This is a genomic window from Legionella bozemanae, assembly GCF_001648595.1.
In the GTDB taxonomy this organism is placed as follows: Bacteria; Pseudomonadota; Gammaproteobacteria; order Legionellales; family Legionellaceae; genus Legionella; species Legionella bozemanae.
This window is the reverse complement of sequence record NZ_LBAW01000006.1, coordinates 217,706-234,493: the sequence shown is the minus strand read 5'-3', so window position 1 is coordinate 234,493 and position 16,788 is coordinate 217,706. Positions and strand designations below refer to the sequence as shown.

Sequence of the window (16,788 nt, the reverse complement as noted above, 5' to 3'; positions counted from 1 at the left end):
ATAAGGTAAGAGTCAAGCATCTGTTCAATCAAAAAGTGTTTTATCGGAACTGGAAACCAGTTCGTACAGACGCATAATTTGTTTTTGGGTCACTCTAGGTGTTGAGAGTGCTGGTAAGCGAGTTAAATCAAAAAAATCAATTTCAGAAATTTCTAAATTTTCTTTTGCGGTTCCCGACATAATGTCACAATGAAAAAAGCATTTATAAGTATGCGGCCACTGTTGCGGATGCTCATGTTTTTGTTTATCCCACAATGCAAGTAATCTAATTACAGAAACATCAAATCCAGTTTCTTCCTTAGCTTCTCTAATTACTGATTCCGATGCTGATTCATTTGTTTCTGCCCACCCACCAGGCAAGGTCCACAGCTCATCGGAGCGTTCTTTAACCAATAAAATTTTATTATCTTTTAGAATAAAAGCACGGACATCTACCTTAGGAGTAGCATATCCTTTTTCTAATGAAAAAATTTGTTTTATCTCAGTAAGAGGAGTATCCGAGTAATTTGCCATAAATTCGGAAGCAATTTCGCGAAGCCTTAAATAACGTTCTTTATCAAATTCATTATTTGAGTAGCTCAGTCCATTTTGAGCGATTGCTTGAATTTCAGTAATGTATTTTAACCAACTGAGATCATTTTTAGACATGATTTTGTTATCCCTATAGTGCATTTTTTTGCTTTCAGCTATTGACTCTCACGTTACGTGATAGTTTAGAATCAACTTTCAGGGGAAAGTTGAATGAAATATTACCAAATTAAAGAAATTAGCCAAATGACCTCATTAACTATAAGGTCATTACAATATTACGATGAAATTGGCTTATTAAAACCAACAAAGCGCTCAATGAGCGGTTATCGTCTTTATTCTGAAACGGATTTAATACGATTACAACAAATTATCACCTTAAAGTTTTTAGGTTTTTCTTTATCGACGATTAAAAAAATTATGGAAAATCCGCATTTCGATGTAATGACGTCTATTGGCATACAAGCATGTGAATTAACCGAGAAAGCGGCGCGAATTAATGAAGCGGCATCATTGCTCACTTATATTTCCAGTCAAATGGAAATGAATCAACCGGTGAATTGGAAAAGTACTGCAAAAATTATAGAAATATTGGAGTTAAATACAATGAATGATCAAGTATTGCAAAAATATCAATCCGAAGCGGAACAATCCGAATTAGGTAAAAAATCTGCATATGATGAAATGTATAATCCAGATCGATTATATCCTATTCCGAGAGCAGGAAAGCGGCAGGAAATTGGGGTTGATCCAGTTCAATTGCCTTTTTATGGATTTGATTGCTGGAATCACTATGAGGTTTCCTGGCTTAATGCTAAAGGCAAACCAATGGTTGCAATTGCTGAATTGTTTTATGACTGCAGTTCACCTAACTTGATTGAGTCAAAATCATTAAAACTTTATTTTAATTCATTCAACAATACTCGAATTCAAAGTGTTCGTGAATTAGAAAATACAATTAAAAAAGACTTACAAGAACGAGTTGGTGCTGAAGTTTGGGTGCATGTTCACCTTCTGGATGCGACCAGTCAGTTTGCTATACAACAGCCTTTAATAGGGGAGTTACTTGATAATCTTGATATAGAATGTTCTGTTTATCTTGTTGAGCCTTCATTTCTCACTGTAAGCGATGAAATTGTGGAGGAAACCTTATTTTCCAATTTATTGAAATCAAATTGTCTGGTTACAAACCAGCCTGATTGGGGAAGCGTACACATCACCTATAAAGGGAAAAAAATTAATCGAGAAGGTTTATTGAAATACCTTGTTTCATATCGAAATCATAATGAGTTTCACGAACAATGTATTGAGCGCATTTTTGTTGATATTATGAACTATTGCAAGCCTGAAAAACTGACTGTATATGGACGCTATACAAGACGAGGCGGTTTGGATATTAACCCATACCGATCTACAGAGAAGAGCTCATTTTCTGGTAAAAATTTGCGCCTGGTCCGTCAGTAGCTTAATGGTGCATTGCAAACAGTATCAACTTGAGTAGCCTAGGCTTCGCCCAGGCTACGAGTAGTATGTAGAATTTAATCAACTAATTGGTGTTGCCCCATATTCCATGCTGGACGACAAGAAATAAACAATTGCATAGTTCCTTCCCAGTAATATTTTTCTCCTGCTTCAATTAATACTGCATCACCAGCAGATAATTTATATTCTGTATGATTGACAACGACTTTACCTTCACCCTGGAATACATAAGCTAATTCATTACATTCTAAATTTATTACTCGTCGTGTCTCAGGATATCGGCCTGATATTTTTGCTATAGCGCAATCAATCATTGGATCATTAAGATGATACTCTGTCACTTTACAGGATGCAGCATTACTGTGTTCTGTAGTTTGATGCTTCAAAGAAATTTTCATTTAAACACTCCATTGATTAGCGATTTCCGCTATGAATTATTTTTTCAGCACTGCCTTCAAGATAGTGCTCTCTGTTCACACGTAAATAAATTACCCGCTCATCTTCTGCGAATGCTACTTCAATCACTCCTTTCACATGTAACAATTCATTGATGAGATTTATTTTTTTTCCAGTCCAGGAACAAGGCAAAATAAGTGTTGCGATAGAAGCGTTTGATTTCATGGAAAAAGAAACAAGTAGCCATAAAGCACTTAAGACAGTATTCGTAATAAAAATTCCCTTGCTGCCACTCCATTGATACAAAACACCTGATATTGTTCCACCAATAAAAAGCCCTAAAAATTGACTGGTTGAATAAACGCCCATGGCAGTTCCTTTACTGTTAGGATTTGCCTGTCTGGATACCAAAGAGGGTAATGCGGCTTCGAGAATATTAAAAGCAATAAAATAAATTAACATAAGAAAGCATAGACTAAGCCAATTTTGAAAAGTATAGGCTAATAATAATTGTGCTATTACCATTGTGAGTACGGATAAAATAAAAACACTTTTCATGCGCTTTTTCTTTTCGGCAATCACAATAAATGGGATCATGAGTATAAATGAAATAAGCATAAGGGGCAGATAAAAATGCCATTGTTGTGATAAATGGCCTTGCTCCACCTGTTTTCTCAAGATGTAGGGGATGGCAAAAAATGTTGCTGTAAGAATAAAATGCTGACAAAAAATGCCCATATTAAGGCGTTGTAGTTGTAGATTGGAAATAACTTGTTTCAATAAAGCGGGATTTGTTTCACTATCAATGTGAATGCGTTCATTTACAGGTTTAGGAATTACTAAATGCAGCAATCCTATCCCTATAATCGCTAATAAAGTAGTTAGGCAAAAAATACCAGAGAGACCAAAATGATGGGTAATGGCTGGGCTAATTACCATGGCCAAGCTAAATGATGTGCCTATGGTCATACCAATGACCGCCATTGCTTTGGTACGTTGTTCGTCAGGTGTTAAATCAGAAAGTAAAGCGATTAAAACGCTACCAATTGCACCTGTGCCTTGCAAGGTTCTGGCAAGAATCATCCCATAAATAGAATCAGTAATGGCACCCAGCAAACTACCAAAAGCAAAAAGGATTAGACCCACAGTAATCATGGGTTTTCTTCCTATTTTATCGGAAAGCATGCCAAAGGGCATTTGGAGAAGACCTTGCGCAAGACCATAAATTCCTAGAGCAAGACCCACCAAAGCAGGAGAGGCACCCTGCAAATTTTCTGCATAAATGCTAAATACAGGTATGAGTAAAAACAAACCGAGCATGCGAAAGGAAAAAATCGCAGCGATAGGAAACACAGTTTTAAACCAAGAATGCTTCATTCATTAATATATATTTATCTTAATCGTGTGGCGATAGTACAAAGTTAGCTCTCTAGAAACAAGATATTTAAAAATTTAATGATCTAATCATTGCTTTATCGATGAATAAAAATGAAAATGTAGCTTTTGTAACTGTTTGTCCACGGTGCCGATTTACAAGCACTTGGTATCTTTGAAATAGTAGCCTGGGTGAAGCGAAGCGGAACCCGGGAATTTTTTCCCTATACCCGGGTTCCGCTTCGCTTCACCCAGGCTACATGTTAAATGTAACAGGAGTTATGATTTCTTAAGCGGGCTTTATAACAGTTGCATTTTTTATTCTTAGATAAATGAAGTTGATGAGGAATATTCCATGAGTTTGGTTTTTGCGGGTAAAGTTGGATTAATTACTGGCGGTGCAAAAGGCATCGGTAAGGCGACTGCATTAAAGTTAGCCCAGGCAGGAAGTGATATTGCCATAGTTTATTACAACAGTTCTGATGAAGCCCAAGCTTTGATTGAAGAACTCCATGCTATGGGCCGTAAAGCAATTGCTTTGCAAGCTAATGTAGCAGATCATCAGTCTGTAAAAGAAATGTTTGCACAATTCCATGAACATTTTAATCGCCTTGATTTTTTAATTAGTAATGCCGCTAGTGGTGTTTTAAAACCGGCACTAAAGATGTCAACTAAGCATTGGCGCTGGTGTCTGGAAACCAATGCTTTGGCATTAAATCATTTGGCCACAGAAGGACATTCACTGATGCCCAAGGGTAGCCGTATTATCGCCTTATCTAGTCTTGGTGCATCTCGGGCAATTCCAAATTATGCATTTATTGGTGCATCTAAAGCAGCACTTGAAGCTTTAGTTCGTTCTTTGAGTCTTGAGTTGGCTGTTGATGGCATTACAGTGAATGCTGTTTCTGCTGGGGTAGTTGATACTGATGCATTAAAGCATTTCCCTAATAGGGAACAGTTACTTGATGAGTACCAAGCCCGCTCACTGGCTGATAGACCACTAACAACACAAGATGTTGCTAATGCCATTTATCTCTTATGCTTACCCGAAGCGTCCATGATTAATGGACATACTTTATTTGTTGATGCAGGGTATAGTCAGGTTGGTTAATACCTCGCCACGTTTAATTTTGTGTCTTTAAAAAAATCTATGGTATAATTTCGGGCTTTGTAAATTAGCTGATCTCTGAGGACAAAATATGAATGTAGCAGACGTTTATCCTAAAGTTAGAGAAATTGTTGCTGATGTGCTAGTAATTGATGTAGAAGAAATATCTCTTAACAGTCGATTAATAGCAGATCTCGGCGCTGAATCTATTGATTTTCTTGATTTGGTTTTCCAATTGGAAAAAGAATTCAAAATTAAAATTCCTCGTGGTCAATTGGAAAAAAATGCACGTGGTGATTTGGCAGAAGATGAATTCGAGAAAGGTGGTATCATCACCGAACAAGGTTTGATTGCATTGCAAAATTATTTAAGTGAAGTTCCTGCAGAGCAATTCAAGTCAAATATGAAAGTCAATGAAATACCCATGTTATTTACCATTGAAACGTTTTGTAAGTTAGTTGTCGCTGCAACTAAGGAACAACAAACCGCTGGAGCTGAGGCTTAATTCTGGTGTGACTTTAAAAGCAAGTTAATAGGGCATAATAAATACTGATGAGATTCTTATTTGTTGATCGTATAGTAGAGTCATCTCCTGGACAGATGATCCGGGGAGTCAAACATGTTACTTCAAATGATGCATTCCTCACAGTTGATGAACAGGGACGGCCCTGTTTTATTCCTTCTTTAATTGGAGAAACACTAGGACAATTGGCCGCTTGGAATGTAATGGAGCTGCAAGGATTTACCCGCAGGCCTGTTGCTGGTATTGTCGCCAGTGCTTCTATGCACCGACGGGCTTATGTAGGCGAGACTTTATTGCTTGAGTCATTTATTAAACACTTAGATGATTCGGTAATGCAATACCATAGCGAAGCTAAAGTGGGTAATGAGCTTGTTTTTCGTATTGAAGGGGCTTTGGGCCCTTTACTACCAATGGCTGATTTTATTGATTTAGATGAAGTAAGGCAGCAATTTTCTGAAATTAATCGTCCTGGGGATTGGTCAGTTATTAGCAAGGAAAGTGCACCATTATTGAATGACGATCTGATTATGAGTTTGGAATTGCCTGTAGTGCCCATGACTTTTGATAGAGTTCGCTTCAGTCAACCAGGGGTTAGTTTAATCGCTGAAAAAAGAATATCACGAGCAGCCCCTTATTTTGCAGATCATTTTCCTAAGAAACCCGTATTACCTCTGACAGTATTATTGGAGTGCAAGTTAAATTTGACCTATGAATTTATTCGACGTGCAGGATATTCAATACACTATAAAGTAAGCGAATTGCGCAAAATAAAAATGAATGAATTCGTTTATCCGGGTGATATTCTTGAATGTTTTGTGACTGTCAAAAAACAAACAGAAGATGAGTTGATCCTGGCTTATCGTAGTGAGGTTGCAGGCAAGCGTGTTTGTGTTGTAGATGTAGTACTTAATTCCCAGAGGTAAATAAAGTGAAAAAAAGACGAGTGGCTATTACAGGTTTGGGAGCTGTTTCTCCTTTAGGACTTGATGTGCAGTCCACATGGTCCAATTTATTGGAGGGGCGTTCGGGAATTGCTGAAATCAAGCAGTTTGACGCCAGTGCTTTTCCCGCTTATATTGCGGCTGAGGTGAAACATTTTACACTCGATCCCAAATTAACCACAAAACGTAGTCGCTTTTCTGTACCTTTTACACGATATGCTCTTGAGGCAGCGCAACAAGCATTTGATGATGCAGGTATATTGCCTACAGAGCAAACGGCAGCACAATGGGGCGTAGTTACAGGTAGCGGTATGATGACTGCTGAATTTGACTATCTGTCCCGATTTCAACAAACTTGTGCTCAAGATGGTGAAGCGGATTGGGGGCGATTACTTGCGAACACGCGAGAATTTTACAGATTATCTGATTTTGGTAAAACAACGCCAAACTCAGGGTTATCTTTATTGATTCAACAATTCGGAATTAGAGGTTATGCTTCCTCGGTGCATACAGCGTGTGCTTCAGGAGGGCAAGCTTTAGGGTTGGCGATGCAAGTCATTCGTCGAGGCGAAGCTGATTTTATGTTGGCTGGCGGATTTGATTCGATGATTAATCCTTTGGGGTTATCCAGTTTTTGCTTATTAGGCGCCTTATCTTCTTATAATAGTACACCGGAAACAGCGAGCCGACCTTTTGATGCAACGCGTAATGGTTTTGTCTTGGGGGAAGGTGCTGCCTTTTTAATTTTGGAAGAATGGAGTAAAGCAAAAGCTCGCGGTGCTCGTATTTATGCTGAGTTAGCCGGTGAGGGAAATTCCTTAAGTTCTTATCGAATTACTGATTCACATCCAAATGGGGATGGAGCCATTCAAGCAATCGAACGCGCTCTCCATGATGCAGGAGTACGGGCTTCTGATGTGGATTATATTAATGCCCATGGTACCTCGACCAAGATGAATGACTTAAGTGAAACGAATGCGATTAAAGCAGTTTTTGGGGAATATATCGCAAACCTACCTGTAAGTTCGACTAAAAGTCAGACTGGACATTTGATTGCTGCGGCAGGGGCGCTGGAGGCTGTATTATCCGTTAAATCTATAGAGCAGGCACAGATACCCAAGACTGCTAATTTAACGACCCCAGACCCAGAATGTGATTTGGATTATGTAGTTGATGGGCCGCGTGAACGTTCTTTAGGTGTGGTTTTATCCAATTCTTTTGGATTTGGTGGCTCAAATAGTTGCTTGTTATTTAAGCATCCTGAATTTGAAGGAGCAGGACTATGAGTCAGAGCAATAGAGTATTCATTACTGGGCGCAGCGCCCTAACTGCATCAGGCGCTACTGCGGATGCTACTTGGGATGCGATTCTTTCTGGAAAAAACGGAATTGCTAAAATGACCCACTGGGATTTATCCGGTTGGCCTCATGGATTGGCTGGAGAGTTAAAAGATTTTAATCCTGCAAAAATGTTACCGGATCGTAAGTTGCTGAAGGTTATTTCACGCCAGGATGTGATGGGAATTAATGCTGCGGTACAAGCAATCGAACACAGTCAAATGATTGCTTATCGCGATACTCTTGATGATCCTAATTCGTTTAATGAGCAAACCGCTATTTTTGTGGGGTCTCCTGGAAATAAATATTTTCAACAGTATGATTTTTTGCCTTTGTTAGCAAAAACTCAAGGTGATATGCAGCAATTTGCTGGGCAGCTATTCGAAACAGTTCATCCAATGTGGTTATTGCGAATATTACCTAATAATGTTCTTGCATATACAGGAATCACCTATGAATTTAAAGGTCCTAATCATAATGTAACGAACCATGCAGTGGGTGGTACGCAGGCTTTATTGGAAGCATATCATGCCATTAGCAGTGGTCAGGCAGAGCGGGCCGTGGTTGTTGCCTATGATATAGCTGAACCCCAAGCCTTGTTTTACTATGAGCAATTAGGTGTATTAAGTCATCAACATTTAAAACCTTTTGATGAGGCGCATGATGGCACAATTTTAGCTGAAGGTGCTGCTGCTTTGATATTGGAAAGTGAAGCAAGTATGCGAGCACGCTCCGCAACGTGTTATGGAGAAATTATTGGTGGATTATCTACCACGGAAACAGAAGGGTTATTTTCTCTGGATGCAAGCGGACAACAATTGGCAGAGTTGATGCAACGTACTTTGGATCTTGTTCAACTAAACGCTGATAATTTAGGTTTTATTGTTGCTCACGGTAATGGTAATAGCAAATCGGATTATAGCGAATCTCAGGCAATACAAAATGTTTTTGCGCAAAAGGAAATTCCAGTAACCGCATTCAAATGGTCTATGGGACATACTATATGCGCTTCTGGTCTGATTGACGCGGTAATGACAACTTATGCGCTTTCATCTAAGTGTGTACCTGGTATCGCTAATTTGCAAAATATTGCCTCCAGCTGTAAAGGTTTATCTGTAAGTGCAGAACATCAGTCTCTCAAAAGAGGGCCTTATGCATTGACGATTAATCGTGGGTTTGCCAGTATGAATGCTTGTTTGGTGATCAAAGCTTGTGACTGAATTAGAACGAAAAATTAATGAGTTGCCTATAAGCTTGCTGGGGCGATTCGTATATAAATTTTTACCCTATAAGCGGCAAGTCATTATGGCAAATATTGATCGCGTTTATGGTGATCAATTAAATGACGCACAAAAAAAGCGGCTTGCTGTATCTTATTACTCTCATTTACTTAAATCCTTTAAAGAAGCAATTCAATTGCGTTTCATGTCTGAAGATAAATTACGTAAACAAGTCGAGGTTCGTGGCCATGAGAATATGTTAGCAGTTGTAGCGCAACAAAAAGGTGTTTTGGTTCTTACTGGACATTTTGGCAATTGGGAAGTGGCGCCAATAGGTGGTGTTTTAAATTTTAAAGAGTTTCAAGGGCAGTTTCATTTTATACGTCGTACTCTATCAATCAAATTTATTGAGCGGAGCTTATTTAAGCAATACTACCAAGTAGGTTTAAACGTTATTCCTAAAAAGAATTCTCTAGATAAGGTTTGTGCTGCTTTGGAACAAAATCATGCGGTCATTTTTGTTCTTGATCAACATGCTTCTTTGGTTAATCGAGACGGTATTGCTGTAGAGTTTTTTGGAGTAAAGGCAGGAACCTATCGTAGCTTAGCGACTTTATCTCGCTATACTGGAGTCCCAGTAATTCCTGCAGCGGGCTATAGATTGCCTAATGGAAAACATGTCTTAGAATTTTATGATCCAATCCCTTGGACAGATTATGGAAGTGCTCAAGAATCACTATATTATAATACGTTAGCTTATAACCAAGCTTTAGAACGCATTATTTTAGCTCATCCTGAGCAATGGAACTGGATGCATAAGCGTTGGAAACTTAAGTCGAAGTAACGTAAGTGCTCAATCCCAACCAGGGAACGGCCGTATTTGGCGCATCTGGCGAGAAAATTTCCCTAATCAATGCTCACATACTGATGTATGCTGCGCTTGCTTAGAAAAAATTTCTCACAACCTGTGCTCAAATCCAACCGTTCGAGTAAACATTCACATGGGAGACTTGAGCTATTACGAAGTAACTCCTTTGCCACTGATTGTTTTTTTAAAAGAATCAATATGTTCCACTTCAAAAGGCTCTTCTTCTTTGGCAGGATTCTTCATTTTCGCAAAAAAGCCTTCCGCCCAATGCAATGCACTTTGTGCATATCCAGCAGCTTCACAAGTATATTCGGAAAGCACTTTAGTTGCGCTTGCTACAAAGTCAGTGTTTTCTGAACTTTTTAAAGGTTTAGTACTGGATTGGATTACCAGTTCTGGCAGTAGACAATCAAATTCGTTGGAAACATATTGCAAGTGGTCTGAATCTTCATTGACCTGTGCAAGTAATGAATCTACATCACTGAGAGGTCTTTCTTTTAACATCAACTCTAATAGACGAAATTGATTTATAATAAATGGATTTTGATTGTCTTTTAACCATCGATAAAGCCCCTCATTTTCTTCTTTACGTTCCATTACATAATGATATAGACGGTGAAGTTTTTGTCTTGTGCTCAGCTCCTCTTTAGGTATTGTTTGTAATGAGTAACTCTCTAATGCCTTAATAATGTCTTCAAATTTTTCTTGTGTTAACGGAAGAGTGATGTCGTTTAATAAATCCGGAAGCTCTTTTTCTTCCTCCTGAGTTGAGATGGATTTTTTTATCCGATCTTTGGATGGTTTTTTATTTTTTTCCTTAAGCCCCAATGATTCTGGAACGACATAATCAGGTGAGTTAGGTTTAAAAAAACCAGTCCATCCGTAAGTCCAACATCGTTTGAACCATTTAATCAATCCAGAAAAAAATCCTTGTTCTTTAGTAAAACGTAACTCATGTTGCGCTTCCGAAAGCGCTTTTCGTGCAACGAGAATAATTTCTTGATTTTTTTCAGAGTTCAGATTTTTTAGGGCCAAAGTACACAAATCAATAACTCTTTGATAATTTTCTTTTCCACCACGTAGGCCAAAATAACGAATAATCCTTTTTGCATCAAATAAAAATAATTGATAACTAACTTGCTCATCAAAAAAATCAGGGTGGTTTAAAAAAGCAGTAAATATTGCTTCTTTTACTGTTCCATCTAATTCGGGACGTCCTAGCATGAAACCAATATGGTGTATTGCTTTGGCTCGAATGGTATGATTTTCTGAGTGCTGATAAAACTCCATATAGTCATTAAGCAGTTTCCCAATTGATTCAGAATTGCCTTTATAGTGTATTAAAAAATACTCAAAACAATTAATCAACTTGTCATGTTTGATTAAACCCTCTATAAAGGGGTTTTCATCCGAATCAGCTGGTGGTCGGTGTCCACTAAAAAAGAGTGGATTTAAATGAACATTTTGCAGCATTCTTTGAATGTTAATGCGATTATTTTGATAAAATAATGCAACATTTCCTTTTAGCGCATTATTTCTTAAATAGCGATTCGTTAAATGAGCTGTTCTTTTTGCTAACTCTCTAAATGCCAGTTTATCGTTCAGGAAAAAAAGTAACTCGATTGCTTCGAGTGAAAAAGAATGGTTTTTATCTAATAATCTTTTAGATAATTGATTAATATAGCTTGCATAGGCTTTATTATAATGTCCATTAAGATAAAAGCGCATCGCCAAAATCAAATGAGATTCTTTATTTGCATGATCCAGGAATTTAATCGGTATATTATTAAATAATCCTAAATGCTCAATAATATTGAGAATGACTATTTCTTTCTGATTAGGTTCCATTTTACTCAATTCATCAATGATATTGTGCCCGGCAATGTTCATTAAATGAGCCAAGATGTAATGGGCATTAGGCATGGAAACAAAATGAGTAATCCAATAAGTTAGAACCTTGTGTCTTTCATAGAGGGGGTATCGCTCGATTAATGCTTCTATTTGGGGCATGGTTAACTGATGAAAATGAGGCACGGAGCAAAGAATACTGACCGCTGCTTCAGGTTCTAATTTGCCAATCAATTGAGTAGAAAGCATTTTTATGTCTAGTTGATGAATCAGAGAATTAAGACGTGAAGGGATGTGGAGATCTGGAATAACCAACCTATTTAACAAGGAATCCCCTTTTAAAGAAGATAAGAATTCTTTTTGGCTTAATAAGTGAATAATCAAGAGAGATTTTACTTTTGGATTTTTGACTATTTGAATGGATTCAAGAATATTGGAGAACGTCAAATTTCCTTCTTCAAGAGTTGCTAAAAATTGGGCTTGGCTCCCTATATCTTTATTGATTTCCGTTAAATACTCTGGGTTTCCCATAGCTGCTTTGAATAAATCAAAACTTTGTATTTTGCTTCCTGTCATGGCACTCTCCTTTTAGCCAAGCACCAGTTTCCAAAATAGACTTCCCCCAAAAACTTCCTGTAGTGACAAATTGCGTCGTCGATGCGGTGCTCGAATCCTCATGTAACTCGTGTACACTCCGATTCTGCACTTCTCTTTCTCTTCGCACTTTGCTTGCTGCGGCGAGTTTCGAAAGAAATTTTATATAAATTTTGGAACGATGCGAGTGTGAGGCGTTCTTTCAGGATAACTCTTTGTAAATAAAATTCAATACTTGTGTTAATTTTGCATAAAAGGGGACATTGCATGAAAGATATATCAACAGAACTCGCCCTAACATCTGCTTTTTAGAACAGGATACCTTCGTAAACAAAAACGGCTGGCCCAGTCAGAATTATTGGTTCATTAAATGTTGGCCAGTTAATAAACAAATCACCGCCAGGTAACGTCACTTTGATTTGTTTGTCCAGTTGATGGTACAAACGTCCAACAGCGGCTGCTGCGACAGCACCACTTCCACATGCTTGTGTTTCCCCACAGCCGCGTTCATACACTCGTAATTTAATATGCGTCGGATTTACAATTTGCATAAATCCAACATTTGCCTGTTCAGGAAAGTCTGGATGCAGGCTGATTTGTTTCCCAAGAGTATGGACTGGTGCTGCTTCTGTATTTTCTACCAATAATACTGCATGTGGATTACCCATACTGAGTGCATGTAAACTTATTCTTTGATTATGCGGAAGTTCCAAAGAATATTCGGCAGCTTGTTGATTTGCTCTGAGAGGGATAGCTGATGGGGCTAATTGTGGAATACCCATATCGACGCTGACACTTGAGTCTGAATTGATATGTAAATTCATCTTCGTGGTTGATGTGGCCACAGTTAAGTGATTTTTGTCAGTTAAACCATAGTATTTTGCAAATAAAGCAAGACAACGTGCTCCATTACCACATTGACCAACCTCCTGACCATCCGCATTAAAAATTCGATAGTTAAAATCGATACCATCTTGCTGGCTGGATTCAATAAGTAAACATTGATCAAAACCAACACCGGTATTGCGCTGAGCTATATTGGCGATTTGTTGGGGACTTAGATTGATTTTCTGATGGACTCCATCAATCACTATGAAATCATTGCCTAAGCCATGCATTTTGGTAAATTTAATTTTCATAATTTTTGCCCCGCACGTCACTCGTTACTTACTATTTGTGGCATTTTTTGTTGATTCTGGCAAATAAAGAGGCCCTTTTTGCCCACAACCCAATAAGAATATGGGGATGCAAATCATAAATAAAAAGTAAATTCGTCTCATTGGAAAAAAGTCATTAACTGTTAGAAGGGTAACTATCCATTTATTTAAGTAAAAATTCAAGTAGGTCTGTTTGCATTTCTACTATTTTGGCCAATCTGTCCAGATTTTATTCGTCCTGATGCGCACATACTCCATGTATGCTGCGCTTCAGTACTTGAACATCTAGCCATTTTGACTCAAGCTAGCGAAATAGAAACAGGCCAAATTGTCTAGATTTTCTGGGTTCCGATGCTTACATACTGCAACTATATTGATAAGTCATCTATGAGCACTTCATCATCATCAATATCATCAATTGATAGATCAAGCCCTTTTCTATACTTATTCATTGTAGAGACCACATTCTCTCCAGAAGATTGCCAGAAGAGCATCGATTTTGTCGATGAATAGCCTACATGGGTATAAACTGCGAGCGCAATTAATCCTAGGCCGAGGCTTGCAAGAATTCCTACGGCGATTAAGGCATTTTGAAAATATCGCTCCCAGTCAGCATCACGATGTTTTTTGAGTTCCGCTTCAGCACGGCCCAATTTTTTGTAAAATACGCGCAAGCGCATTTCAGGGTGAGGAAATTTTTTTTGATTTTGCAAAACATCAAGCAGTTCGGTTGCTTTTTTGATTTTGATATTTATTTTATCATCTTCTTTTTTTATTTCATCATCCTGTTCTAATTCTTTAGGCCTATTGGATAATTGAGATTTAAGTAATGCTAAATATTCATTTGTTAAGGGAATCAGTTTGTTATTAATGAGCAATAAATACTTGGCTTCATTATTATTATTCAGTGCGGCCTGGTATTCGCTTGTTTTACTTCGTTCGGCTTTTAATGATGCATTCGTTTTTCTTTCTTGCTCTTCTTTTTCTGCTATTTGTTCCCGCATCTTTTCGATTGTTTTTTCTTGCTCTTCTTTTTTCGCTATTTGTTCCTGCTGCATCTTTTCGATGCGAGCAGCTAATTGCTGTCTTTCCTGTTCTAAAGCAACTTTTTCTTGTTTTAGTCTATCAACGACATCGTATTTATTGATGGCATGACGTTCAACTAACTCTTGGAACGTGCCTTTTTCTGCAGGAGCAGGCAAGGCTTTGGGTCTGTCTCGATAAAATTTTTGTGCAGCGATATCGATTAATGTTTCAGCTTCTTTTCGAAGGGACAACTCATGCTTATTGAAAATAGTTTCCTCGGTTACAAAGAATCGACCTAGCGCTGCGGTGTCATTAATAAAGACTCCGATCTGATGAAACAATTTTTCAAATTCATCAAAAGAGCTACCATAATGATCTTCAAATCGAGCTGTAAGTTGCTCAATTAAGCTTTCTTCAGTTTCGTTTTTAGGAAGTTTTTCGCCCAGTTGTCGGCAGATGTAAGCTATTTTTATACTTACTGGGTAATCCGCTAATCGAGCAAATTCCTGGCTTTCGAAAATCCTAATAATTTCCGGATTAATTTCTGCACCTGAATAGCTTTCATCTTTATTAATCTGAGTTAATAAGGAATTAAAAAAGTATTTTAAATTGGTATCAGTTGATGTTTGCAAACGATTCAATTCTTCTTTAAGGTTCGCATGTTGTTGCCCAACAGTCTGAGTAACTCCTTTTAAACTTAAATCAATCAGGTTTTTTACAAATTCTTGTATGGTTGGATTTTCAATTTTTAATAATTCATTAAATTCTTGAAATATGTTGGTGATTGCTGCAAAAAGCTCTTCTTTTTCTTTTTGTTTGTCATTTGCACTCCAATCATCGCTTAGATATTGTTGGTTTACTCTTTGTATTAATGCGCCAAAAGAACTTAAAACATCTTGGCGTGCACTTTCACTGTCAAGTATTGCTGTTGCTGCAATTGAGTGCTCAGTAAGGGAAGCTGAAAGATTAGATATTTTTCTAATGTTTTTGGATAATACATTTTGTGCTGATTTAATCAATGCAGCCAAACTATGCTCTTCATGGGAATCAACTTGGAGTATTTTGAAGAAATACTCTTTCATTAATTTACTGTGCTCTTCATTAACATATCCGATATTTTTAGGAAAAACTTCTGTTAAAAGACCGTATTTATGACCAGTGCGCAGCATTTTTCTTTGGGGGGCTACGCCCATAAATGTATAATGCGTCGCATTAAACGCTTCATATGCAGCTCTATTTTCATAAATTTTGTCATAGAGCTTGCGAAATATAGTTGGGAAATCAAGTTTTGCTACATCGATACCCTCGCTAATGTCCATTTCTTTCAGGAATGAGAGATATTTTTTACCTAAACCGGTAGACTCATGGAAAATTTCTCGTGCGTCTTTAAATGCAACTCCGTGCGATGTTAAAAAATTAAGTAATTTAAAAACCATTAATTTTTGAACGTGCGTCGCTTTGGTTTTATCAGGAGAAACGACAACGTTTTGTTGTGATGCATTAGTTCCAGCAGAGCCTGTACCGTGATGCCCGGGCAGGGTATGTCGAACTATTGTTTGTTCTGCATTTGAAGCCTCAACATAGATTGGAGTAAAGCCCCAATCAGAGCGTTCATTTTCGTAATAGACAAATTCAGCATGTTTAACAAAAGATGGAAGAGTAAAAAATCTTTCGTCATACCAAGTTACTGGCCAACAGTCTCCAGGAACTGGATCAATGATAAAAAGATTCATTGATGCATCAGCAATATTGGTTTTTAGTGCATTAAACCATCGCTCTTGGTCTTGTTTGTCTTTAGGTAGTTGGGTTAATAAAGGTTTAATGATGTCAGTAGTATTGTTAAATGGTTTGCCACTTTTCCTGGCCGCTTGTTGTTGCGTTAATTCCTTGATTAGTTGTTCGAAATTTTCACAAGAATTAATGGCTTTCTTTATCGCATCGAGTTCATGAGCGATCAGAATGGATTCAACGCCGCCTCTGCTGTGTGCAATATCATTAAGCTTAGTTTGCCCGCGGACAAGAGCATTTAAAGCAATACCAAGGCCAATTCCAATTTTTTCGCCCACATCGCTTCCGTCTGTTTTGGGCCCATTAACCACAGCGACTTCTGCAGATTGAAAAGGAGCAAGTTGTTTGTGATTAATCAGAGGGTTCTCTTCTGTTTTAATCAATGTCGAAACAATACTTAGAGTTTCTCCCTTAGGATAATATTCCTGAACTGTATCCCCTTTTTTTAAGGGTTTAGGTTTCTTCTTGCTTTTTAGAGTGGGAGTATATACTGTATCGGTCCCCAGCATCGTAAGGGTAAATGGTTCTTCTTTATTAAACATCTTTTGCCGCTTATTGATTCACACTAGCGAACTATAATTCATATTGAGTAAAAATG

At 37.8% G+C, this 16,788-nt stretch carries 14 protein-coding genes and 1 pseudogene; 8 read left to right on the top strand and 7 right to left on the bottom strand.

The features are described 5' to 3' along the window. Nucleotides 1-24: 24 nt before the first annotated feature. Complete coding sequence (locus A8O27_RS07715; RefSeq protein ID WP_058458783.1) at nt 25-648, bottom strand: NUDIX hydrolase; 624 nt, start codon at nt 646-648, stop codon at nt 25-27. A 93-nt stretch (nt 649-741) separates the two neighbouring features. Between A8O27_RS07715 and A8O27_RS19445 the strand changes: the two are divergent. Continuing rightward, a pseudogene (locus tag A8O27_RS19445) lies at nt 742-894 on the top strand (MerR family DNA-binding transcriptional regulator); the annotation flags it as partial. A 240-nt stretch (nt 895-1,134) separates the two neighbouring features. Next, entirely contained in the window at nt 1,135-1,992 is an 858-nt protein-coding gene (queF, locus tag A8O27_RS07710; protein WP_058458817.1) for an NADPH-dependent 7-cyano-7-deazaguanine reductase QueF, read from the top strand. A 74-nt stretch (nt 1,993-2,066) separates the two neighbouring features. Here queF and A8O27_RS07705 read toward each other — a convergent pair whose 3' ends face one another. Together A8O27_RS07705 and A8O27_RS07700 are read right to left on the bottom strand one after the other, a co-directional pair. Beyond that, nucleotides 2,067-2,408, bottom strand: a complete 342-nt coding sequence (locus A8O27_RS07705) for a cupin domain-containing protein (RefSeq protein ID WP_058458782.1) — start codon at nt 2,406-2,408, stop codon at nt 2,067-2,069. A gap of 16 nt (nt 2,409-2,424) precedes the next feature. Next, the gene (locus A8O27_RS07700; RefSeq protein WP_058458781.1) at nt 2,425-3,783 is read right to left on the bottom strand and encodes an MFS transporter; all 1,359 of its coding nucleotides are present in this window, start codon (nt 3,781-3,783) and stop codon (nt 2,425-2,427) included. Nucleotides 3,784-4,135: 352 nt separating this feature from the next. Between A8O27_RS07700 and fabL the strand changes: the two genes are divergently transcribed. From fabL to A8O27_RS07670, 6 genes are all read left to right on the top strand, one after another. Continuing rightward, the gene (gene fabL, locus A8O27_RS07695; protein WP_058458780.1) at nt 4,136-4,891 is read left to right on the top strand and encodes an enoyl-[acyl-carrier-protein] reductase FabL; all 756 of its coding nucleotides are present in this window, start codon (nt 4,136-4,138) and stop codon (nt 4,889-4,891) included. 88 nt (nt 4,892-4,979) lie between these two features. Beyond that, nucleotides 4,980-5,393, top strand: a complete 414-nt coding sequence (locus A8O27_RS07690; RefSeq protein WP_058458779.1) for an acyl carrier protein — start codon at nt 4,980-4,982, stop codon at nt 5,391-5,393. A gap of 47 nt (nt 5,394-5,440) precedes the next feature. After that, nucleotides 5,441-6,334 carry an ApeI family dehydratase gene (locus A8O27_RS07685; RefSeq protein ID WP_115684330.1) on the top strand — a complete coding sequence of 298 codons (894 nt, stop codon included), beginning with the start codon at nt 5,441-5,443 and terminating at the stop codon, nt 6,332-6,334. Between the two features lie 5 nt (nt 6,335-6,339). Further along, nucleotides 6,340-7,638: a beta-ketoacyl-[acyl-carrier-protein] synthase family protein gene (locus A8O27_RS07680; protein WP_058458778.1), complete on the top strand. Its 1,299-nt coding sequence runs from the start codon at nt 6,340-6,342 to the stop codon at nt 7,636-7,638. After that, complete coding sequence (locus A8O27_RS07675; protein ID WP_058458777.1) at nt 7,635-8,909, top strand: beta-ketoacyl-[acyl-carrier-protein] synthase family protein; 1,275 nt, start codon at nt 7,635-7,637, stop codon at nt 8,907-8,909. The genes A8O27_RS07680 and A8O27_RS07675 overlap by 4 nt, the downstream gene beginning before the upstream one ends. After that, on the top strand, nt 8,902-9,753 hold the full coding sequence (locus A8O27_RS07670) for a lysophospholipid acyltransferase family protein (RefSeq protein ID WP_058458776.1): 852 nt from the start codon (nt 8,902-8,904) through the stop codon (nt 9,751-9,753). Before A8O27_RS07675 ends, A8O27_RS07670 begins: the two co-directional genes overlap by 8 nt. 174 nt (nt 9,754-9,927) lie before the next feature. Here A8O27_RS07670 and A8O27_RS07665 read toward each other — a convergent pair whose 3' ends face one another. From A8O27_RS07665 to A8O27_RS07655, 4 genes are all read right to left on the bottom strand, one after another. Then, nucleotides 9,928-12,201, bottom strand: coding sequence for a hypothetical protein (locus tag A8O27_RS07665; protein WP_058458775.1), 2,274 nt, complete (start codon nt 12,199-12,201; stop codon nt 9,928-9,930). A 326-nt stretch (nt 12,202-12,527) separates the two neighbouring features. Further along, complete coding sequence (gene dapF / locus A8O27_RS07660) at nt 12,528-13,358, bottom strand: diaminopimelate epimerase (protein WP_058458774.1); 831 nt, start codon at nt 13,356-13,358, stop codon at nt 12,528-12,530. A gap of 24 nt (nt 13,359-13,382) precedes the next feature. Further along, nucleotides 13,383-13,499, bottom strand: a complete 117-nt coding sequence (lptM, locus tag A8O27_RS18435; protein ID WP_082642413.1) for an LPS translocon maturation chaperone LptM — start codon at nt 13,497-13,499, stop codon at nt 13,383-13,385. 245 nt (nt 13,500-13,744) lie between these two features. After that, on the bottom strand, nt 13,745-16,732 hold the full coding sequence (locus tag A8O27_RS07655) for a hypothetical protein (protein ID WP_058458773.1): 2,988 nt from the start codon (nt 16,730-16,732) through the stop codon (nt 13,745-13,747). Nucleotides 16,733-16,788: the final 56 nt, after the last annotated feature.